Annotated in this window: 19 protein-coding genes; 10 read left to right on the forward strand and 9 right to left on the reverse strand. The window is 70.0% G+C overall.

What is annotated here, in order from left to right; genetic code table 11:
* Positions 1–34: 34 nt before the first annotated feature.
* Positions 35–1,144 (reverse strand): WD40/YVTN/BNR-like repeat-containing protein, encoded by a 1,110-nt coding sequence (locus tag OG828_RS08490; RefSeq protein WP_328500684.1) that lies wholly within the window; start codon positions 1,142–1,144, stop codon positions 35–37.
* A 224-nt stretch (positions 1,145–1,368) separates the two neighbouring features.
* Here OG828_RS08490 and OG828_RS08495 point away from each other — a divergent pair, with 224 nt between their 5' ends.
* The gene (locus OG828_RS08495) at positions 1,369–1,785 is read left to right on the forward strand and encodes an SsgA family sporulation/cell division regulator (protein WP_328437352.1); all 417 of its coding nucleotides are present in this window, start codon (positions 1,369–1,371) and stop codon (positions 1,783–1,785) included.
* Positions 1,786–1,907: 122 nt separating this feature from the next.
* On the opposite strand, the gene OG828_RS08500 is transcribed toward OG828_RS08495, so the two are convergent.
* Both OG828_RS08500 and OG828_RS08505 read right to left on the reverse strand, forming a co-directional pair.
* Positions 1,908–2,744, reverse strand: coding sequence for an isocitrate lyase/PEP mutase family protein (locus OG828_RS08500; protein ID WP_328500685.1), 837 nt, complete (start codon positions 2,742–2,744; stop codon positions 1,908–1,910).
* An 86-nt stretch (positions 2,745–2,830) separates the two neighbouring features.
* Entirely contained in the window at positions 2,831–3,502 is a 672-nt protein-coding gene (locus OG828_RS08505) for a GOLPH3/VPS74 family protein (protein WP_328500686.1), read from the reverse strand.
* Positions 3,503–3,797: 295 nt separating this feature from the next.
* Between OG828_RS08505 and OG828_RS08510 the strand changes: the two genes are divergently transcribed.
* From OG828_RS08510 to OG828_RS08520, 3 genes are all read left to right on the forward strand, one after another.
* Positions 3,798–5,426 (forward strand): ABC-F family ATP-binding cassette domain-containing protein, encoded by a 1,629-nt coding sequence (locus OG828_RS08510; RefSeq protein ID WP_328500687.1) that lies wholly within the window; start codon positions 3,798–3,800, stop codon positions 5,424–5,426.
* Positions 5,427–5,523: 97 nt separating this feature from the next.
* Positions 5,524–6,300 carry a dimethylargininase gene (gene ddaH / locus OG828_RS08515; protein ID WP_328351987.1) on the forward strand — a complete coding sequence of 259 codons (777 nt, stop codon included), beginning with the start codon at positions 5,524–5,526 and terminating at the stop codon, positions 6,298–6,300.
* Between the two features lie 198 nt (positions 6,301–6,498).
* Positions 6,499–7,473: an acyl-ACP desaturase gene (locus tag OG828_RS08520; protein ID WP_301985898.1), complete on the forward strand. Its 975-nt coding sequence runs from the start codon at positions 6,499–6,501 to the stop codon at positions 7,471–7,473.
* Positions 7,474–7,492: 19 nt separating this feature from the next.
* On the opposite strand, the gene OG828_RS08525 is transcribed toward OG828_RS08520, so the two are convergent.
* The 4 genes from OG828_RS08525 to OG828_RS08540 all read right to left on the reverse strand — a co-directional run bounded on the left by OG828_RS08525 (position 7,493) and on the right by OG828_RS08540 (position 10,824).
* On the reverse strand, positions 7,493–7,777 hold the full coding sequence (locus OG828_RS08525) for a WhiB family transcriptional regulator (protein ID WP_443060101.1): 285 nt from the start codon (positions 7,775–7,777) through the stop codon (positions 7,493–7,495).
* 39 nt (positions 7,778–7,816) lie between these two features.
* Entirely contained in the window at positions 7,817–8,608 is a 792-nt protein-coding gene (locus OG828_RS08530; RefSeq protein WP_328351994.1) for a VOC family protein, read from the reverse strand.
* A gap of 138 nt (positions 8,609–8,746) precedes the next feature.
* Entirely contained in the window at positions 8,747–9,751 is a 1,005-nt protein-coding gene (locus OG828_RS08535; protein ID WP_328351997.1) for a LacI family DNA-binding transcriptional regulator, read from the reverse strand.
* A gap of 77 nt (positions 9,752–9,828) precedes the next feature.
* The gene (locus tag OG828_RS08540) at positions 9,829–10,824 is read right to left on the reverse strand and encodes a multicopper oxidase domain-containing protein (RefSeq protein ID WP_328500688.1); all 996 of its coding nucleotides are present in this window, start codon (positions 10,822–10,824) and stop codon (positions 9,829–9,831) included.
* A 189-nt stretch (positions 10,825–11,013) separates the two neighbouring features.
* Between OG828_RS08540 and OG828_RS08545 the strand changes: the two genes are divergently transcribed.
* Both OG828_RS08545 and OG828_RS08550 read left to right on the forward strand, forming a co-directional pair.
* Positions 11,014–13,494, forward strand: coding sequence for a ThuA domain-containing protein (locus OG828_RS08545; protein ID WP_328352003.1), 2,481 nt, complete (start codon positions 11,014–11,016; stop codon positions 13,492–13,494).
* A 14-nt stretch (positions 13,495–13,508) separates the two neighbouring features.
* Positions 13,509–15,689, forward strand: coding sequence for an OmpL47-type beta-barrel domain-containing protein (locus OG828_RS08550; protein ID WP_328504823.1), 2,181 nt, complete (start codon positions 13,509–13,511; stop codon positions 15,687–15,689).
* 20 nt (positions 15,690–15,709) lie between these two features.
* Here the strand turns inward: OG828_RS08550 and ligD are convergent, their stop codons facing one another.
* Positions 15,710–16,762 (reverse strand): non-homologous end-joining DNA ligase, encoded by a 1,053-nt coding sequence (ligD, locus tag OG828_RS08555; protein ID WP_328500689.1) that lies wholly within the window; start codon positions 16,760–16,762, stop codon positions 15,710–15,712.
* 74 nt (positions 16,763–16,836) lie between these two features.
* Between ligD and OG828_RS08560 the strand changes: the two genes are divergently transcribed.
* Both OG828_RS08560 and OG828_RS08565 read left to right on the forward strand, forming a co-directional pair.
* Positions 16,837–17,901 (forward strand): ATP-dependent DNA ligase, encoded by a 1,065-nt coding sequence (locus tag OG828_RS08560; RefSeq protein WP_328500690.1) that lies wholly within the window; start codon positions 16,837–16,839, stop codon positions 17,899–17,901.
* A 96-nt stretch (positions 17,902–17,997) separates the two neighbouring features.
* Complete coding sequence (locus OG828_RS08565) at positions 17,998–18,969, forward strand: DUF3048 domain-containing protein (RefSeq protein WP_328500691.1); 972 nt, start codon at positions 17,998–18,000, stop codon at positions 18,967–18,969.
* A gap of 23 nt (positions 18,970–18,992) precedes the next feature.
* Here OG828_RS08565 and OG828_RS08570 read toward each other — a convergent pair whose 3' ends face one another.
* Complete coding sequence (locus OG828_RS08570; protein ID WP_328500692.1) at positions 18,993–19,475, reverse strand: MarR family winged helix-turn-helix transcriptional regulator; 483 nt, start codon at positions 19,473–19,475, stop codon at positions 18,993–18,995.
* Between the two features lie 130 nt (positions 19,476–19,605).
* Between OG828_RS08570 and OG828_RS08575 the strand changes: the two genes are divergently transcribed.
* Together OG828_RS08575 and OG828_RS08580 are read left to right on the forward strand one after the other, a co-directional pair.
* A complete protein-coding gene (locus OG828_RS08575; protein ID WP_328500693.1) occupies positions 19,606–20,361 on the forward strand; it encodes a CoA transferase subunit A in 756 nt (251 codons plus the stop codon).
* Positions 20,361–21,005: a CoA transferase subunit B gene (locus tag OG828_RS08580; RefSeq protein WP_328500694.1), complete on the forward strand. Its 645-nt coding sequence runs from the start codon at positions 20,361–20,363 to the stop codon at positions 21,003–21,005. The genes OG828_RS08575 and OG828_RS08580 overlap by 1 nt, the downstream gene beginning before the upstream one ends.

Consider the following 21,005-nt stretch of genomic DNA (forward strand, 5'->3'; position numbering starts at 1 on the left):
AGTCGGTCGACGACCGGGTACCCACAATTCGGCGTCAGCCCTCCAGCCGGGCCACCCGACCCTTCTCCCCCGCGGCCCAGCAGCCCAGGTCGGGGGTGCAGTCCACGGTGTCGTACGAGCCGGTGTCGACGGTCCGCCAGGTGCGGCCGGCGTCCGTGGTGAGGTCCGTGCCGGTCGGGCCGACCGCGAGGGCGGCGCTGCGGCTGTACGGGAGCCAGGCGGCGCCGGAGCGGTAGGCGGGCGGTGGCTGGGCCGCGGGCTGCCAGCTGCGGCCGCCGTCGGCGGTGCGTGCGGCGGCCTGCGGGGAGGCCTGGTCGGGGCGGTAGTCGCCGCCGACGGCGAGGCCGTGGGCGCGGTCGCGGAAGGCGAGCGCGAAGACGCCGCGTGCCGGGTCGCCCGCCGGGATCGGGGTGTCGGTGGCCGTCCAGGTCCGTCCGCGGTCGGCCGAGTGCAGCACGCGCGCGCGGGCACCGCCGCCGGTGGCCAGCCAGACGTCCTTCGGACCGGCGGCGACCAGGCACTGGCCGCTGGCCGCGAACCCGAACTCGCCGTCCAGCGCCGCCGGCATGCCGGTGTCGGGCAGCACCTTCCAGGAGCGCCCGCCGTCGCTCGTCGACAGGATGCGGAACTTGCCGTCCACCGGGTCGCTCAGCGCGAGGCCGTGGCGGCGGTCGAAGAAGGTCATGCAGTCGTAGAAGGCCCGTGCGTCGGTGTTGCGGAAGGACTCGGTCCAGGTCGCCCCGCCGTCCTCGGTGCGGTAGACGCGGGACGCCTCGCCCTCACCGATGGCCAGCACCACCGCGCGGCGCGCGTCGAACGCCTCCACGTCCCGGAACTCCAGCCCGGCGGCGCCCGGCGGCGAGACGTTCCGCCAACTCGCGCCGCCGTCCGTCGTCCTCAGGACGGTGCCCTTGGACCCGGCGAGCCAGGCGGTGTTCCGGCTGACCGCCGCGAGCCCCCGGAACCGCACGTCGGTCGTGCCGCTGTCCTTCAGCTCCCAGTGCGGTACCCGGTCCTCGCCGGCCCGCGTGGGCCCGGCGCACGTCAGCACCGCAAGCGCCGCCCCGCACACCACCCCCACCGACACCGCTCGTCTCGTACGTCCCCTGGCCCCGGCCCGTCGCGTGATCCCCAAGCGCCTCATGGCGGGCGAAGCTAGTCCACCGCCCCGGTGCCGTCCAGACGGCGTCGGATGCCGCCTCACGTTCCCCAAGGGGCACATGAGGTGCACCAGGTCGCTTCCGTGCATGAAGGCAGTGACCGAGGTCACTCGGCATTCGTGTGCACGGATTGGCTGATTCCGTCGTCTCTCCCAGTGCCCGGCCTCATCCCCGGAAATCCGTCCCGTCGTCATAAGGGAGCAAGGCGTTGTCCACAGTCATCGAGCAGCCTGTCGAGGCACGTCTCGTCGCCGCAGCACCGCGGATGCCGAGCATTCCCGCCACCCTGCAGTACGACCGACGCGATCCGTTCGCCATCCGCATGACCTTCCCGGCCCCGGCGACGCTGGAAGGCGTCGACGTCTGCTGGACCTTCTCCCGCGAGCTCCTCGCGGCCGGCATGCAGGACGCCGAGGGCCACGGCGACGTACGGATACGGCCGTACGGGTACGACCGCACGGTTCTGGAGTTTCACGCGCCTGAGGGCACGGCTGTCGTGCATGTCCGCTCGCAGGAGCTGCGCACGTTTCTGGCGGCGACGAGTGCGCTGGTGCCCATCGGGCTGGAGAACCTGCAGCTCGACCTGGACCACGACCTGGCCGAGCTGATGCGGGATGCGGCGTAGGTGTTCCGCTGGTAGTGCCGCGTTCGGCCGTTGGTCGTCTGCGGGCTCGTTGTGGCTGGTCGCGCCCGCGCGGCGGAGCCGCATATTCAACACAGCCCCGCGCCCCTAAAGGGGCGCTTTGCTCAGCGCGTTCGGCCCAGAAGCTCGTTGAGCTCGCCGTAGTCGAGTCCGTCCGTGAGTGAGTCGTACGTCCCCGCCGTCAGCAGTTCTCGAGTGGCTCGGCGGACCAGGGCGTGTGCGGCCTGGGTGATGCCTGAGCCGACGCTCACGCGGGCGGCCCCGAGTGCGGCCAGTTCGGGCACCGGCGGTGCGCCGGGACCGGCCATCACGTTCAGTGGCGCGTCGATTCCGTCGGCGAGCAGCTTCACGGTTTCCGGCTCGACGGTGCCGGGGACGAAGATGCCGTCGGCGCCCGCGGCCAGGAAGGCGGCGGCCCGCTCCAGGGTGAGGTCCACTCCCCCGGCGCCGCGCAGGAACGTGTCGATGCGGGCATTGACGTACAGCGGCACGCCAGCGGTGTCGGCGGCCTCCCGGGCGGCGGCGATACGCTCCGCCTGCTCGGCGACCGGCCGCAGCGAACCCTCTCCGGCGCCGTACAGCGCGTCCTCGATGTTCACGCCCACCGCGCCCGCCGCGAGCACCGCGCGGACGGTGTCGGCGACGCCCGCCGGATCCTGTGCGTAGCCGCTCTCGATGTCCGCGCTGACCGGTACGTCCACCGCGGCGGCGATACGCGCGACGGCCTCCATCGCGGCGTCGCGCTCCAGCCGGTCGCCGTCCGGGGCACCCAGCTCCCACGCCAGCCCGGCACTCGTGGTCGCCACCGCCGCGGCACCGGCGTCCTCGACGAGACAGGCGCTCACGGTGTCCCAGGCGTTCGGCAGGACCAGCGGCCGGCCCGGAACGTGCAGAGCCCGGAAGGCCTGCGCCCGGTCGCGGAGAGTGTTCTGGTTCGTCATGCGGGTCACTCAACCAGCCCTGGCCGTGCGGGAGCTGGCAGAAATCCGACACGATGGTGACGATGGCGACCCACGCGTGTGCCGGCTCAGCCGCCCGTCGTCACCGACGGCACCGTCACCGCCGCGACCACCCCGGCACGCACCTCGCGGATCACCGCCCGCAGGCCCGGCGCCGCGGCCCAGCTCCGTTCCGTCAGCGCCGCCACCCGCTCCTCGTGGCGGCCCAGCTCCTTCGGGGGCACCAGCGTGCTCATCCGGCCCGCGACGGCGAGGGTGACGACGGCGGCGTCCCGGTCCGCGATCTCCGTGACGGACAGCGGCCCTTCGAGGATCTGCCGCGCCTCCTCGCGCAGGGCCTCCACGACGGTTGTGCCGTGAAGGCCGTACTCGACGGTGGGGAACACCCCGAGGACCCGCTTCTTCGTCACCCGCAGGTAGCCGTCGGCGGCGAGCTTCGCCTGTACGGCGTCGAGCGTCACGCGCGCGTGCAGCGTGACCCAGGTCCGCCACCGGTGCGGGCGTGACTCCCGGACGAGTTCCAGGAGCCCGTCCAGCACGGCGTCCCCGGTGAGGGAGTCCATGTCGACCGGGGTCGCGATGGAGTCGGCGTCGATGAGCAGGCCGCGCTGGGCCAATTCGGTGAGGGCGCCGGCCCGCACGACGTGGTGGAGGTGGGCGGCGCCGGTGACCTCGTTCGTCGTGGTGTCCCAGGCCAGCAGGCAGAGCCGGGCCGGCAGCGACAGCGAGCCGTTGGGCACGGGGCCTCCTTCGCGGTGCGGACGGGGTTCACGTTAATCCGTTGACAGCCGATGAGCCCCCTCGTACGTTGTACAGCGGTTCTGTTGCCGTCGATTGGAGAAGGACGTTGCTCGTCTGAGGTCCTGAGACACCGCGTCACACCCTTGGGTGTGGGCGCCGCGTGCGACCTCGGCATTCGAGCCGTCCTCGACGGGCAGGGCTTTTCTCATGCCTCCCGGGACCTCTCCCCCGTTGGTCGCAGGTGTCTCGATACGCGTTTGCCCCTGAACCTTTCGAGCAACCGCGGAGGCCCGCATGTCCATGTCCATCACCGTTACGTCCCTGTCCTTCGCCTGGCCCGACGGCACCGCCGTCTTCGAGGGCCTCGACACCGCTTTCGGCCCGGGCAGGACCGGACTCGTCGGCGTCAACGGGTCAGGGAAATCAACCCTGTTGAAGCTGATCGCCGGTGACCTCGCACCCGCCGACGGCACCGTCCGGGTGGCCGGGGAGATCGGCTATCTCCCGCAGAACGTCACGCTCGACACCGCACTCCGGGTCGACGAGGCGCTCGGCATCGCCGCACAGCGGGCCGCACTGCACGCCATCGAGGCGGGCGATGCGGCCGAGGAGCACTTCGAGACCATCGGCGACGACTGGGACGTGGAGGAGCGCGCCCTCGCCACCCTCGGCGAACTCGGGCTCGGACACATCGAGTTGGACCGCGGGATCGGCGAGGTCTCGGGCGGCGAGTCGGTCCTGCTGCGGCTGGCCGCACTGCTGCTGCGCCGGCCGGACGTGCTGCTGCTCGACGAGCCGACCAACAACCTCGACCTCTACGCCCGCAAGCGGCTGTACGCGGCCGTCGCCGCCTGGCCCGGGGTGATGGTCGTGGTCAGCCACGACCGTGAACTGCTGGAACTGGTCGACCAGATCGCCGATCTGCGCTCCGGGGAGATCGCCTGGTACGGCGGCAACTTCTCGGCGTACGAGGAGATCCTCGCCGCCGAACAGGAGGCCGCCGAGCGTATGGTGCGGGTCGCCGAGGCCGACCTGAAGAAGCAGAAGCGCGAGCTGGTGGACGCCCAGGTCAAGCTGGCCCGCCGCAAGCGGTACGGCCAGAAGATGTGGGACCAGAAGCGCGAACCGAAGATCGTCATGGGGGCGCGCAAGCGTGCGGCGCAGGAGTCCGCGGGCAAGCACCGCATCATGCACCAGGAGAAACTCGCCGAGGCCAGGGAGCGTCTCGACGAGGCGGTGGAGGCCGTACGGGACGACGACGAGATCCGCGTCGACCTGCCGCACACGGCCGTACCGCCGGGCCGTACCGTCCTCACCCTCCAGGATCTGGAGCTCGCCTACGGCGCGCGGGTGGCCGGCGGCTTCGAGCTGCGCGGTCCCGAGCGGGTCGCGCTGATCGGGCGCAACGGCGCGGGCAAGACGACGCTGCTGCGGACGATCACCTCAGAGCTGGCGCCGGTGTCGGGCGAGGCGACGGCGCATGTGCCCCTGCGGTTCCTGCCGCAGCGGCTCGACGTCCTCGACGACAGCCGCACCGTCGTCGAGAACGTGGCCCGGTTCGCGCCGAGCGCCACCAACAACCGGATCCGGGCCCGGCTGGCCCGCTTCCTGTTCCGGGGCGGCCGGGCCGACCAGCAGGCGGCGACGCTGTCCGGCGGCGAGCGCTTCCGGGCGGCGCTGGCCGCGCTGATGCTGGCGGAACCGGCACCACAGCTGCTGATGCTGGACGAGCCCACGAACAACCTCGACATGGCGAGCGTCCGCCAGCTCACCACGGCGCTGGAGTCGTACGAGGGGGCGCTGATCGTGGCCAGCCACGACGTGCCGTTCCTGGAGTCGATCGGCATCACCCGGTGGCTGTTCCTGGACGGCGAGCTGCGCGAGATCACGGGTGCCGATCATCTCGGGGAGGCCACAGCCTGACGACGGGGGTTTCGTGCGCCCGGACCGGCCCTGCATGATGGCGGACCGGCGCTGCGTCACGGGCGCCGACACTCTCACCCGATTCGGAGTCCTGGACGTGCCCAGCAAGAAGGCCCTCATCCGCCGCCCCAGCCCGCGCCTCGCCGAAGGGCTGGTGACCCACATCGAGCGGGAGAAGGTCGACCTCGATCTCGCGCTCGAGCAATGGGAGGCGTATGCGGAGGCCTTGCGCGGGCACGGCTGGGAGACGGTCGAGGTGGATCCGGCCGACGACTGCCCCGACTCGGTGTTCGTCGAGGACACGGTCGTCATGTACAAGAACGTCGCACTGATCGCCCGGTCCGGCGCCGAGTCCCGGCGTGACGAGACCCTCGGCGTCGAGGAGGCCGTGGCCCGGCTCGGCTGCTCGGTGAACTGGATCTGGGATCCCGGCACGCTGGACGGCGGCGACGTCCTCAAGGTCGGCGACACCATCTACGTCGGCCGGGGCGGCCGCACCAACGCGGCCGGCGTCCAGCAGCTGCGGGCCACCTTCGAACCGCTCGGGGCGCGTGTCGTCGCCGTACCGGTGAGCCGGGTGCTGCACCTGAAGTCGGCGGTGACGGCCCTGCCCGACGGGACGGTCATCGGGCACATCCCCAAGGTGGACCGGCCGTCGCTGTTCCCGCGCTTCCTGTCGGTCCCTGAGGAGGCCGGCGCCCATGTGGTCCTGCTCGGCGGCAGCAAGCTGCTCATGGCGGCGAGCGCGCCGAAGACGGCGGAACTGCTGGCCGATCTCGGCCACGACCCGGTCGTCGTGGACATCAGCGAGTTCGAGAAGCTCGAGGGATGTGTGACATGCCTCTCGGTCAGGCTGCGTGAACTGTACGCCTGACCGGGTACCGAATCGCCCCAAAAGCCCCGGGACCTGCGGGTCCCGGGGCTGCTCCGTATTCCTTGGGAACGTTGGCTGATCAGCAGTCTTTACAGCGCTCTTAACCTACGGCTTCGTAACCTACGGTTTCGTAGCCTACGATCCCGTAAGTTACCCGGCACCGCTCGCCGGTTCCTCCCGACGTCCCCTGGAGTACCCGTGACGATTACTTCCCCTCACCTCGGCAGCCCTTCCGTCTGGACCGACGCCAAGCTGCTGTACGCGTTGGAGGAAGTCGTCGAGCAGGAACTCAACCGGCATCTCAAGGTCACCAAGGACTGGATGCCCCACGAGTACGTGCCGTGGAGCGACGGCCGCAACTTCCCCGGCTTCTTCGAGGACGGCGAGGCCTGGGAGAAGGGGCAGTCCAAGGTCACCGAGATCGGCCGGATCGCCCTCGTCGTCAACCTGCTCACCGAGGACAACCTCCCCAGCTACCACCACGAGATCGCCTCGCTCTTCGGCCGCGACGGCGCCTGGGGCACCTGGGTGCACCGCTGGACCGCCGAGGAGGGCCGCCACGGCATCGTGATGCGTGACTACCTGCTCGCCTCCCGCGCGGTGGACCCGGACAAGCTGGAGCAGTTCCGGATGGCCCACATGAGCGAGGGCTTCGAGTCGGACAACCGCCACTCGATGCTGCACTCGGTGGCCTACGTCTCCTTCCAGGAGCTCGCGACCCGCGTCTCGCACCGCAACACCGGCCACCAGTCCGGCGACCCGGTCTGCGACCGCATGCTGGCGCGCATCGCGACCGACGAGAACCTGCACATGGTCTTCTACCGCAACCTGCTGAAGGCCGCCTTCGAGCTCGCGCCCGACCTGACCATGATGGCGGTGCGCGACGTGATCGTGAACTTCCGCATGCCCGGTCACGGCATGCCCGGCTTCGAGCGGGCCGCCGCGCAGATGGCGATCGGCGAGATCTACAACATGCGCATCCACCACGACGACGTGCTCCAGCCCGTGCTGCGCTTCCTGAAGGTCATGGAGATCGACGGCCTCGGCCCGGAGGGGCAGAAGGCGCAGGACGAGCTCGGCCTGTACATGGGCGGGCTGGACGCGGAGGCGTCGAAGTTCGACGAGAAGCTGGCGGCACGCAAGGCGCGGATGGCGGCGCGGGCCGCGGGCTGAGACGTCCGGGTGGGGCGGTTCAGGGGGACGTACGCCTGAGCTCCAGGCGCTCCTTCTCCGACAGGCCGCCCCAGACGCCGAAGCGCTCGTCGTTGTCCAGCGCGTACTCCAGGCAGGCGGAGCGGATCGGGCACAGACCGCAGATCCGCTTCGCCTCCCGTACGGAGCTGCCGGGCTCGGGGAAGAAGAAGTCCGCCCCGGTCTGGGCGCACAGTGCCTCCTCCTGCCAGGCGAGGTCGGCCGGGGTGATGGTTTCGGTGTGCATGGCCAGCAGCGTGCCGGGCATCGAAAAACGTTCGATCAACGCCGGATCAACGCGGCGCGCGGCACGGCCGCCGTGTTTTCAGTTCTCCTGCGGCACGCTCTTGATCACCGCGAAGCGCGCGCCGTAAGGGTCGACGAGCTTGGCCATCCGGCCGACGCCCGCCGCGTCGGTGGCGGGCATTCGCACCCCGCCGCCCAGCTCCCGCGCCTTGGCGACCACGGCGTCGGTGTCCTCGACCTCGAAGTACGGCAGCCAGTACGGGCCGGACTCAGCCTCGGTCGGGTCGTCCGCCGGCGGCACCAGGCCGCCGAACATGGCGTTCTCGTCCGTCCCTGCGGGGTTGACGCAGGTGTACGTGGAGCCGGGGAAGGGCATGGCCGAGGTCTCCCAGCCGAACACGGCGTCGTAGAAGGCGGCGGCCCGGGCGATGTCCGGCGTGTAGAGCTCGACCCAGCACAGCGAACCGGGGTCGTTCACCACGTCGAGACCCTTCCTGGCGGCGGGCTGCCAGATCCCGAAGGGCACGCCCTTGTCATCGGCGAGGATCGCGCTCCGGCCCTGCCCCATGACGTCCACCGGCGCCACGGGCACGCTGCCGCCGGCCTGCTCCACCGCCTTGACCGTGGCATCCGCGTCCGGGCTCTGGAAGTACACCGTCCAGGACGGCGGACCCTGCTCCGGCGTGGTCTGCATGGCGCCCGCGGCGATCCTGTCGCCGAGCTGGAAGAAGCCGTACCCACCGGCCTGAGGCCCCGCCGACCGGAACTCCCAGCCGAACAGGGCGCCGTAGAAGGAGGTGGCGCCCCCGATGTCGGCCGTACCGACATCGACCCAGTTGGGAGCGCCGTTCACAAAACGGGTGCTGAGCATGGTGCCCTCCTCGAGAGGTCCCGTTGTCCCGTTGCCTGCCCTGCCGAGTCTTGCACCGCCCACTGACAATCGCCGTCGGAACGCGTCCGTCCCGGGCCGTCCGGACGTTCCGCTCGGCGATGCATGCGCCTGCCGGGGTTACGCCGAGACCCGTCGCACCAGCGTCGTGGGCAGCACCACACCGCCCGGCGCCGGGCCCTTCAACAGCAGCCGCGCCATCAACCGCCCCATCTCCTCGATGTCCTGACGGACCGTCGTCAGCGGCGGGTCGGTCTGTTCGGCGACCGGCAGCATGTCGTCGAAACCGATCACGGCGACGTCGTCCGGCACCCGCCGCCCGCGCTCGCGCAGCACCCGCAGGGCGCCCGCGGCGGTCAGGTCGTTCGCGGCGAAGACGGCATCCACGTCGGGGCACCGGTCGAGGAGTTCCCGCATCGCCCGCTCACCGCCGGCCGGCGTGAAGTCGCCCTCCACGACGAGCCGCGGATCGACGTCGGCCATGACGTCCCGGAACCCGTCGAGCCGGTCCACCGCGGAGGTCTGGTCGAGGGCACCGGTGATGTGCGCGACGCGGGTGCGGCCGAGGCCGACGAGATGGCGTACGGCCTCGCGGGCGCCGCCGCGGTTGTCGCTGTCGACGTAGACCACGCCGCTCGTGCCGTCGCTCCAGCCGGGCCGGCCGCCGAACACGGTCGGGATTCCCGCGCGCTGGATCAACTCGGGCAGTGGATCGTCCAGGTGCAGGGAGAAGACGAGGGCGCCGTCGACATGGCCCCCGGCGAGATAGCGCCCCACGCGCGCGTGGTCGTCGCGCCCCTCGGTCAGCAGCAGGACGAGCTGGTTGTCGTGCGCCGTCAGCTCCTTGCTGATTCCCCGGAGTTGCAGCGCGAAGAAGGGGTCGGCGAAGACCCGTGTCTCCGGTTCGGCGACGACGACGGCGACGGCGTCGTGCCGCCGCGTGACCAGACTGCGGGCGGCCTGATTGGGGACGTACCCCAGTTCCTCCACGGCCCGCCGCACCCGCTCCACCAGAGGTTCCCGCACGCCGTCCCCGCCGTTCACCACACGGGACACGGTGGCCCGGGACACCCCGGCCCGGGCGGCCACGGCCTCCAGGGTGGGACGCGGGGCGGTTTCGGTCACGTGGGCTCCTCCTCGGCGGCTGCCGATCAGGATAGCCCGCGCCACGTGCCGCGGTGAGAGCGCTCTCCGTACGCCTGTCAGTGCTCGTGCGCGGACCCCGCGGCCGGCTCATGACCATGCTCGTGCGGCTCGTACCCCGGAATGGTTCCGTCCTTCTTCTTCACCAGGAACAGCCCCACCATCCCCATGTCGGAGTGGCTCTGGACATGGCAGTGGTACATCCACGCGCCCGCTCCGACCCCCTCCCCCGCGATCACCTGGAAGCCGAAGGAGTCCGCCGGGCCGGTGATCTTGTTGTCGATGACCTGGCTCGGGTCGTCGGGGCCGGTGAGCATGCCGGTGCGGTTGTCCGCCCAGCGGTGACCGTGCATATGGAAGGTGTGGTAGTACTCGCCGTGTGTGATCACCACGAACTCGACCCGATCGCCCACCGTGGCCTCGAAGTTGGGCCCCGAGTGCGCCGGCTTGTTGTTGATCAGCATGTCGTTGAAGACGACCGTGTGGGTCGCGTCGGGCAGGACATCGCCCTGACGGCGCACGATCACTGGACCGTAGAGGCCTTTGCGGATGCCGCCGGTGCCGTGCTCGGTGCCGACGACGTGGTCGTGGTAGTGCCAGTAGCCCGCGCTGCCCGCCCGCCAGGTGCCGTCGGCGCGGCGGCCGGGCTTGTGGGTGCGCCAGGTGTAGGTGCGGGTGCCGCCCGGTTCGACGTCACTCTTGTTCAACTTGGTGCCGTCGCTGGTGATTTCGTAGTCCAGGCCGTGGACGTGCAGGCTCGCCCGCACGTCGGTCGTGTTCTCGAACTCGATGTGCAGGGTGTCGCCCTCGTTGAGTTCGATCAGTGGCCCGGGGATCGTCGCCTTCCCCTTCTCGAAGCCGTAGCCCAGCTGCCCGTCGGCGAACTTCTCGGCGTACAGCTTGATGTGCTTGACCGCGCCGCCGGCCGGAGCCGTCCTCGCCGCGGCGCTCTTCGCCGAGGTGTCGACGCCGGCGGCCTCGGAGGCCACGGACAACGATGTCGCGACGGCCGCGCCACCCAGCAGAAGACGTCTGTTGAACCCGCGTCGGTCCATGCGGAACTCCCCACCCTGATACGGAACTTGCGGAGGCGCACCTGTGATGAACTTGTGAGACGGTACCGGCCACGCTCTCGTTTCTCCACACCCTGGACAAAGTTCGTGTCATTGCGGTCATAGGTATTGGCGGGTCGGGCAAAGAGGTCTAGCTTCCTTGGCGTTGTCGCTGTGACCGAGGAGGTGCCCATGCACTTACGAGGGTTGAGCACAAGAAGAAGACGGGTCTGGGCGGCCACTGTGACCGCCGGCGTCGTCGCCGCCGGACTCATGTCGGGTCCCGCCGCGAACGCGCGTCCCGACCCGGGATCGCCCTTGACAACGATGTCCATCAAGTCGCCGCCGGGCGGCGCGAATGCACGGGTGCTGGTCTTCTACGGCTCCGCGGCGGCCGGGGAGGAGTCGCCGGTCGTGAACGCCGGGATCGAGGCCATCGAGAAGATCGGCCTGTCCGGACCGGAGAACCAGCGCTTCAAGGTGGTGGCCTCGGACGACGCCTCGGTCTTCACCGACGAGACCCGGCTGGGCCGTTTCAACGCGATCGTGTTCCTGACCGGTGGCGGCGATGTCCTCGACCCGGAGCAGGAGGCGGGCCTGGAGGCGTACATGGAGGCGGGCGGCGGTTTCGTCGGCGTCCATGACGCGGCACGCGCGGAGCCGTACTCGGACTGGTTCACCGGTCTGGTCGGCGCCCGCCCGGCGGCCTCCAGCCCAACGGCCGTACAGCGCGCGACGGTTGAGGTCGGCGACCGGCAGCACCCGGCCACCAAGGATCTGCCGGTTCAGTGGAAGCGGCCGGACCAGTGGTTCAACTGGGTGAAGAACCCGTCCGGCGAGGTGCACACCGTCGCGCGGGTGCGCGAGTCGACGTACCAGCCGGGAACCACCGCCAACGGGTGGGACCACCCGGTGAGCTGGTGCCGTGACTACGACGGCGGACGCTCCTTCTACACCGGCATGGGCGGCACGGTGTCGTCGTACGACGAGACGGACTTCCGCGCCCATCTGCGCGGCGCGCTGCTGTGGACCACCCGCCTCGCGCAGGCCGACTGCAAGGCGACGATCAACGCCAACTACAAGGCGGAGCGCCTGACCCAGCCCAATCAGCCCGGTCAGAACGACCAGATCGGCGAGCCGCACGGCCTGGTCACCGCGCCCGACGGACGCGTGCTCTACATCGGCCGGGGCGGCGCCGACTCCTCCCAGCCGGTGATCACCGACTGGAACAACCCGGACATCGGCAAGGGCAAGGGCGAGATCCACGTCTACGACCCGAAGACCAAGAAGGTCACCCTGGCGGGCGCGTTGAGCGTCTTCGGCAACAAGGGCGGCGGCGACGAGCTGATCAAGGTCGAGGAGGGGCTGCTCGGTATCGAGCTGGACCCGCGCTTCGAGCAGAACGGCTGGGTGTATCTGCACTACACGCCGCACTCGCAGATCAACCGCGACACGCGCATGGCCGAGCGCCGGGTCTCCCGCTTCACGCTCGACCTCGCCTCCAACAAGCTGGACCTGAGCAGTGAGAAGGTGCTGCTCAAGTGGCCGGTGCAGATCCACAGTTGCTGTCACTCGGGCGGCGGGATGTCCTGGGACTCGAAGGGCAACCTGTACATCGCAACGGGCGACAACAACTCCAGCGGCTTCAGCGGCGGTTACTCGGGCAACAACCCGCAGCCCAACTACAAGGGCGTTTCCTTCGCCGACGCGCGCCGCACCGCCGGTAACACCAACAACCTCAACGGCAAGATCCTGCGCATCCACCCGGAGCCCGACGGCACGTACACGCTCCCCGAGGGGAACCTGTTCACGGGTAAGGAGACCGACGAGGGCGGCGGGAAGACGCGCGGCGAGATCTATGTGATGGGGGTCAGGAACCCGGCCCGCATCTTCGTCGACCAGAAGACCGACATCCTCTACGCGGGCTGGGTCGGCCCGGACGCTTCGGCGCCCTCGACGACCTGGGGCCCGGCGAAGTACGACACGTTCGCCGTCATCACCAAGGCGAGCAACCGGGGCTGGCCGTACTGCATGGGCAACAAGCAGCCCTACCGTGACCGCAATCTGCCCGACCCGTCGCAACCGCTGGGCTGGTACGACTGCGACCAGCCGAAGAACGAGTCGCCGAACAACGACGGCCTGGTCAACCTGCCGCCGGTCACCGGCAACAACATCTGGTACTCGCCCCAGGGCGGCGCCCCGGACTTCCCGCGCGACGCGAACGGCATCCCCTCGTACAAGCAGGAGGAGGCCAAGTACCTGCTGCCGTGGCTCAAGGGCGGCGGCCAGGCCGCGATGAACGGGCCGGTCTACCGGTACGACGCCCAGAGCGCGAGCGCGACGAAGTGGCCCTCCTACTGGGACGGCAAGTGGTTCGTCGGCGACTTCTACGACGCCGACCAGCCGCGCAATGCCGTCATCACCGACCCGAAGACCCACGGTGACGGCGGTCTGCCGATCCACTCGGAGTCGCTGAAGAAGATCGTGCCGATCGGCAACGACGGCATCAAGAACCTCATGGACTGGAAGTTCGGTCCGGACGGAGCCATGTACGTCCTCGACTACGGCCGCGGCTTCTTCACCTCGGACGCCAAGTCGGCGCTGTGGCGGGTCACGTACACGGGCGGCGGTCCGACACCGGCCGCCGGCCAGCTGGCGAGGGGAGCGCAGTGAGACACCGACGAAGAATCCTGACGGCCTTGTTGGCCGCGCTCCTGGTGATCCTGGGGCTCCAGAGCCTGCCCGCCGCAGGACAACCGGAGCCTCAGGCGGCCGCCGCCCAGACCCTCACCTGGACCGCGGGCAACGACATCGACAAGTACACGTCCGTGCCGGCGACGGCCGAGGCGGGTACGACGACGATCGTCTTCGAGAACAGCGTGGCGACCGGCAACACGACCGGCATGCCGCACACCCTGACGTTCGACGTCTCCGACCCGGAGTACAACAACGACGTCCCGCTGAACATCCTCGCCAACCCGAACGACGACCAGGGCGGCAAGCACACCGCCGAGGTTACGCTCACCCCCGGCCGCTACCGCTACTACTGCACGATCCCGGGACACGGCCAGATGCAGGGCATCCTCGTGGTGACCGAGGGCACCGGCGAGGACACCACCCCGCCGCAGACCTCGGCCCAGGTGAGCGGGTCGCAGAACTCGCAGGGCCAGTACGTCGGTTCGGCGAGCGTGGCGATCAACGCCACCGACGAGGACGGCGGCTCCGGCGTGGACCGCGTCGAGTACGCGATCGGTGACACGGGCGCCTGGCAGCCGTACACCACCCCGGTCGTCGTCGACCAGGTCGGCAGCCACAAGGTCCGCTATCGCGCCCTGGACAAGGCGGGGAACGTGGCGGCCGAGAAGAGCGTGCAGTTCACTGTCGTGGCGCCGTCGACCGATGACAAGACACCGCCGGAGACCTCTGCGACGGTGACCGGCGAGCAGAACGCGGACGGTGCCTATATCGACATGGCGACCGTCACCGTGTCCGCTTCCGACACCGGTTCCGGGGTCAACACCATCGAGTACGCGGTCGGCGACGGCGCCTGGCAGCCGTACACCGCCCCCGTGATGGTGCACGCGGTCGGTACGCACACCGTCCGCTACCGCGCCACCGACAAGGCGGGCAATGCGGCCGCCGAGAAGAGCGTCCAGTTCACGGTCGTCTCGGCGCCCCCGCAGGACACCACCCCGCCCGTCACCGGTGTGAGCGTCGACGGCACGCGGAACTCCGCCGGGGCGTATGTGAACAACGCCAAGGTCACCGTCAGCGCGACCGACCACGGCGGCGAGGTCGCGAGCATCGAGTACTCGCTCGACGGCGGCCCTTACCTGGCCTACACCACGCCCGTGATCGTCGACCGCGTGGGCCCGCACACCGTGGCCTACCGGGCGAGCGACAAGGCGGGCAACACCTCCGAGTCACGGACGGTGAGCTTCACGGTGGTGGCCGGAGGCGGCGTGCCGGCGCCCAACTGCCCTGAGTTCGACGAGCGGTTGACGGTCCTCGTCGGCACGGTCGACTCGGGTGTGCCGAACCGCGTCACCAACAACCGGTGCCGCATCAACGAGTTGATCGAGGACGAGAAGGAGTGGACGTCCCACGCGCTGTTCCTGAAGCACGTACGGACGGTCCTGACCACGCTCCTCGGCGAAGGCGTCGTCGATCAGCGGGAGCACAACAGGATCCTGAAGGCCGCCCGTGAGTCCGGGATCGGCAAGCCCGGCCAGACCGAGGGCTACCGCACGATCTTCGACGGCACGGCAGGCTCCCTCGCCAAGTGGGCGCACGTGGGCGGCGGTTCGTTCGGGCTCAACCCCGACGGGTCGATGACCAGCGGCACCACGAAGGCGGGCCTGGGCATGCTGTGGTTCCCGGAGCGCAAGTACGGCGACTTCTCGCTCCGCCTCCAGTGGCGGGACGACGCGCCCGGCACGGGCAACGCCAACTCCGGTGTGTTCGTGCGGTTCCCGTACGTCCATGACCATCCGGAGGAGTCACGGCCGGAGTGGGTCGCGATCAAGTACGGGCACGAGGTGCAGGTCTTCGACAGTCCCAGTGGGGACATGTACAAGACCGGGTCGGTCTACGGCTTCGACCGGGTGGGGCTCGCCGGTGCGGGCGTCACCCAGAAGGGCACGTGGAACGACTACGAGATCCGTGTGGTCGACCAGCACTACTCGGTCTACCGCAACGGCGTGCTGATCAACGAGTTCGACAACATCGGCGGCCAGGACTTCACCCCGCCCCGCTCGGACGACCCGGGCACGGACGGGCGCAGGTTCGCCTCCGGCTACGTCGGGCTCCAGGTGCACGGCACGACGGATGTGGTCTCGTACCGGGACATCCGGATCAAGGAGCTGTAGGCATCAAGGAGTTATAGCTATCAAGGAGTTGTAGGCTCCGGCGGCGCCTCCTCAGGGGGCGCCGCCTTCTTCCTGGCCCGGCTCGGCTGCACCCGCGTCGGCTCGCCCGGCATCTTCGGATACTCGGGCGGGTACGGCAGATCGCCGAGCCCGTGGTCGTGTTCGTCCTTGGCGGCCAGGTCCAGCAGGGCCTGAAGGGAGTAGCGGTGGTCGTCCATGTCCGCGTGGACGTCGCCCACTTCGGCGAAGCGCACCGGCATCGTCGCCAGGTCGAAGTCCCGGGGGTGGGCGACGCCGACCTCGTCCCAGCGCAGGGGCGCCGAGACAGGGGCGTGCGGGCGGGGTCGTACGGAATAGGCGGAGGCGATGGTGCGGTCCCGGGCGGTCTGGTTGTAGTCCACGAAGATCTTCTGCCCCCGCTCCTCCTTCCACCACTTGATGGTCACGTGGTCCGGCATCCGGCGTTCCAGCTCGCGGCCGACGGCGATCGCGGCGCGGCGGACCTGGGTGAAGGTCCAGCGGGGTTCGATGGGCACGAAGACATGCAGGCCGCGTCCGCCGGAGGTCTTGGGGAAGCCGCGCAGGCCGCCGAACTCGTCCAGGAGCGCGCGCAGTTCATGGGCGGCGCGGACGGCGTCGTCGAAGTCGGTGCCGGGCTGCGGGTCCAGGTCGATCCGGAGTTCGTCGGGGTGGTCGACGTCGTCGCGGCGCACCGGCCAGGGGTGGAAGGTGAGGGTGCCGAACTGGGCGGCCCACAGGACGGCGGCCTCCTCCGTGGGGCACATCTCGTCGGCGCTGCGGCCGCTGGGGAAGGTGATGTGGGCGGTGGGGATCCAGTCGGGCATGTTCTTCGGGGCCCGCTTCTGGAAGAAGTTCTCGCCGGTCACGCCGTCCGGGTAGCGCTCCAGGGTGGTGGGCCGGTCGCGCAGGGCGCGCAGGATGCCGGGGCCGACGGCGATGTAGTACCGGGCGAGGTCCAGCTTGGTGAAACCGCGCTCCGGAAAGAAGATCTTGCCCGGGCTGGACAGCCGTACCGTCCGGCCGCCCGCCTCCAGTTGCACCGCTTCACCCATGCGAGCCACGGTAGGCCCAACACCCGTCCCTCGCACACCGGGCGTTCACGGCTTCACACGCGCAGAATCAGAGCATGGACCTCCCTGTGATGCCACCCGTGAAGCCGATGCTCGCCAAGTCGGTCGCGAAGATCCCGCCGGACATGCACTACGAGGCGAAGTGGGACGGCTTCCGCGCGATCGCGTTCCGCGACGGGGCGGACGTGGAGCTCGGCAGCCGCACCGGCAAGCCGCTGACCAGGTACTTTCCGGAACTGGTGGTGGCGTTGCGGGAGAGGCTGCCGAAGCGCTGTGTCGTGGACGGCGAGATCGTGATCGCTCGTGAGGGGCGCCTCGATTTCGACGCGCTGACCGAGCGCATCCACCCGGCGGACTCCCGGGTGCGGATGCTCGCCGAGAAGACCCCGGCCTCCTTCGTCGCCTTCGACCTGCTGGCGCTGGACGACGAGTCCCTCCTTGACGTCCCGCTGAGCGACCGCCGGGCCCTGCTGACCAGGGCGCTGGACGGGGTGACGGCACCCGTGCACCTGGCGCCGGCGACGACCGACATCGAGGTGGCGCGGCAGTGGTTCGACCAGTACGAGGGGGCGGGCCTCGACGGTGTCATCGCCAAGCCGCTCGGGGTGCACTACCTCCAGGACGAGCGCGCCATGTTCAAGATCAAGCACGAGCGCACCGCGGACGTCGTCGTCGCGGGCTACCGCTTCCACAAGAGCGGCCCGGTCGTGGGCTCGCTGCTGCTGGGCCTCTACGACGATCAGGGCACCCTCCAGCACGTGGGCGTCTCCGCCGCCTTCTCGATGACGCGCCGGGCCGAACTCGTCGAGGAACTGGAGCCGTTGCGGATGGACGATGTCGCCGGGCACCCCTGGGCGGCCTGGGCCGAGGAGGCGGCGCACGAGTCGGCGCGGCTGCCCGGAGCGCCCAGCCGCTGGTCCGGCAAGAAGGACCTGTCCTGGGTGCCGCTGCGGCCGGAGCGGGTCGTCGAGGTGGCGTACGACCACATGGAGAACGGGGCCCGCTTCCGGCACACGGCCCGTTTCCGCCGCTGGCGCCCGGACCGGGATCCGCAGAGCTGCACCTACGCACAGTTGGAGGAGCCGGTGAGCTATGACCTGGCGGAGATCTTCGGCCCATGAGGCTACGGAGGAACCCGATCAGAACCGATCAGGTATGGCTATAAATAGGCCTGGACGTGCACAATCGTTGACACGAGACAGGTGGCAACGGTGGGCATGGGACGCAGGGCGCGCACGCGACGCGCCACAACGGGGGCGGCGCTCCTGGCCGCCCTGATGACGCTCTCCCTGGCGGCCGGCTGCACCTCGTCGGGCGACGACGGGCGTGGACCGGGCCAGGAGCAGGGCGAGCGGCCGTCGCAGAGCCGGGCGGCCGAGGGCTCGGTGCTCGCCGTGAAGATCGACAACGCCCGCTCGGCCCGCCCCCACACGGGGCTCGACTCCGCGGACATCGTGTACGTCGAGCAGGTCGAGGGCGGCCTGAGCCGGCTGATGGCGGTGTACGCGACCAAGCTGCCGCCCGTGATCGGCCCGGTGCGCAGCGCCCGCGAGTCCGATCTGGAGCTGCTGCGCCAGTTCGACCGGCCCACGCTCGCCTTCTCGGGGGCCCAGCGCAGACTGCTCCCGCTGATCGACGAGGAGCCGGTGAACGCCCAGCCGCCCGGCAAGACGTCCGACGCCTACTACCGGGGTACGTCCACACCCGCCCCGCACAACCTCTATCTGCGGCCCGACCGGCTGCTGCCCTCCGCGCCCGGCGCGGACGCGCTGACGACCGGATTCCGCTACGGCACCGCACCCTCGGGCGGCACCCCCGAGACCTCCCGGACCGTGCGCTACCCGGCCGCCCGCTTCACCTTCACCTGGTCCGGGAGCCGCGACCGCTGGCTGGTGTCGATGGACGGTTCGCCGACGGTGACCACCGACGGAGCGCGGCTGGCGCCGGCGACGGTCGTGGTCCAGTACGTGAAGGTGCGTGAGTCCGATTTCCACGACTCCCTCGGCAACACGACGCCGTACACCGAGACGGTCGGTTCGGGCAGGGCGGAGGTGCTGCGCGACGGCAAGGTCTTCGACGCCGACTGGAAGCGCGCGGACGCGACCGGCGGCACGGAATTCACCACTGGGAAGGGCATGCCGGTCACCTTCGCCGAGGGCCAGGTGTGGGTGGTCTTCGCGCCCTCGTAGAGACCGCCCTCGTAGAGACGCCGCTACCGGCGCCGGTACCCCGCCTTCGACGCCGTAAGAGGTTCCGTCGGATTGCGGAGCCCCTCCGCCGCGTCCGAGACACGGCGGATGAGGTCGAAGAAGACGGTCTGTTCCTCGGCGGAGAGCGGGGCCAGGAAGATCTGGTTCATCCGGGCCGTACGGACCGTGAGCTTGCGGTGGGTCCGGGTGCCCTCGTCCGTCAGCCGCAGCAGGAAGCGGCGGCCGTCCTGCGGGTCGCGCACCTTGTCGAGCAGGCCCCGGCGGCCGAGCCGGCTGATCACCTCGGCGATGGTGGACCGGTCGAGCCCCACGCGCTCCCCCACCGTGCGCTGGTCGAGGCCCGGCTCGGCGACGAGCGCGTTGAGGACGGCGAACTGCGGTGACGTGATCTCCTCGGAGACCATGGTGTTCCACAGCAGGTAGTGAGCCTGCTGGAGGCGCCGGGCCAGGTGCCCGGGGTGGGTGGTGAGATCCACCGCGGCCATGTGCGCTCCCGAGTCGTATTGGTTGGTGCACTGAAGACCAGTGAGTATTGACGTCAGACTCCCATAGTGGCAGCTTGAGAGAAAGTTCGCTGAAATACTCAGTGCGCTGAGCAAGTGGAAGGCTGCGTGGATGGACAAGGTGGTCGCCACGGCCCTGGAGGCGGTGGCCGATGTGCCGGACGGCGCGACCCTCGCGGTCGGCGGATTCGGACTGAGCGGTGTGCCGAACGTACTGATCCAGGCGCTGTACGAGCGGGGCGTGAGCGGTCTGGGCGTCGTGTCCAACAACTGCGGGGCGATGGAGTCCGGTCTCGCCGTGCTGCTCGCCGCGGGCCGGATCGCCCGGGTGACCGGCTCCTACATCGGGGCGAACAAGGAGTTCGCGCGGCAGTACCTGGCCGGTGAGCTGGAAGTCGAGATGATCCCGCAGGGCACCCTCGCCGAGCGGCTGCGGGCCGGCGGCGCCGGCATCCCCGCCTTCTACACCCCCGCCGGTGTCGGAACCCTGGTCGCCGATGGCGGACTGCCGTGGCGCTACGACGGCTCCGGCGGCGTCGCTCTGGCCTCCCCCGCGAAGGAGGTACGGGAGTTCGACGGCACGGAGTACGTGCTGGAGCGCGGCATCCGCACCGACTTCGCGCTGGTGCGGGCGGCGAAGGGCGACCGGCACGGGAACCTGGTCTTCAACAAGTCCTCGCGCAACTTCAACCCCCTCGCGGCGATGGCGGGCCGGGTGACGATCGCCGAGGTCGAGGAACTCGTCGAGCCCGGCGAGATCGACCCGGACGCGGTGCATCTGCCCGGCATCTTCGTGCGGCGGGTCCTCGCACTCACCCCGGAGCAGGCGGCGGACAAGAAGATCGAGCAGCGGACGGTGAGCAGCTGATGGCCTGGACCCGGCAACAGATGGCCGCCCGCGCGGCGTGCGAACTACGGGACGGCCAGTACGTCAATCTCGGCATCGGCCTGCCGACCCTGATCCCCAACTATCTCCCGGAGGGCGTGGAGGTGATCCTGGAGTCGGAGAACGGCATCCTGGGCACCGGCCCCTACCCCACCGAGGACCAGGTCGACCCCGACCTGATCAACGCGGGCAAGGAGACCGTCACGGTCCTGCCCGGCGCCTCCTACTTCGACTCGGCGCTGTCCTTCTCGATGATCCGCGGCGGCCACATCGACGTCGCCGTGCTGGGCGCCATGCAGGTCTCCGCCCGCGGGGACCTGGCGAACTGGGCCATCCCCGGCAAGATGATCACCGGGATCGGCGGCGCGATGGATCTCGTGCACGGCGCGCGTACGGTGATCGTGGTGATGACCCACACCGCCAAGGACGGCTCCCCGAAGATCCTGGAGGAGTGCGCGCTGCCGCTCACCGGGAAGGCGTGTGTGAACCGGATCATCACCGACCTCGGTGTGCTGGACGTGACCGACGACGGCCTGGTGCTCGTCGAGACGGCGCCCGGTGTGGGCGTCGACGAGATCACCGGCAAGACCGACGCGAAGCTGACCGTAGCGGAGGGCCTGAAGTGA

Source organism: Streptomyces sp. NBC_00457 (assembly GCF_036014015.1).
GTDB lineage: Bacteria > Actinomycetota > Actinomycetes > Streptomycetales > Streptomycetaceae > Streptomyces.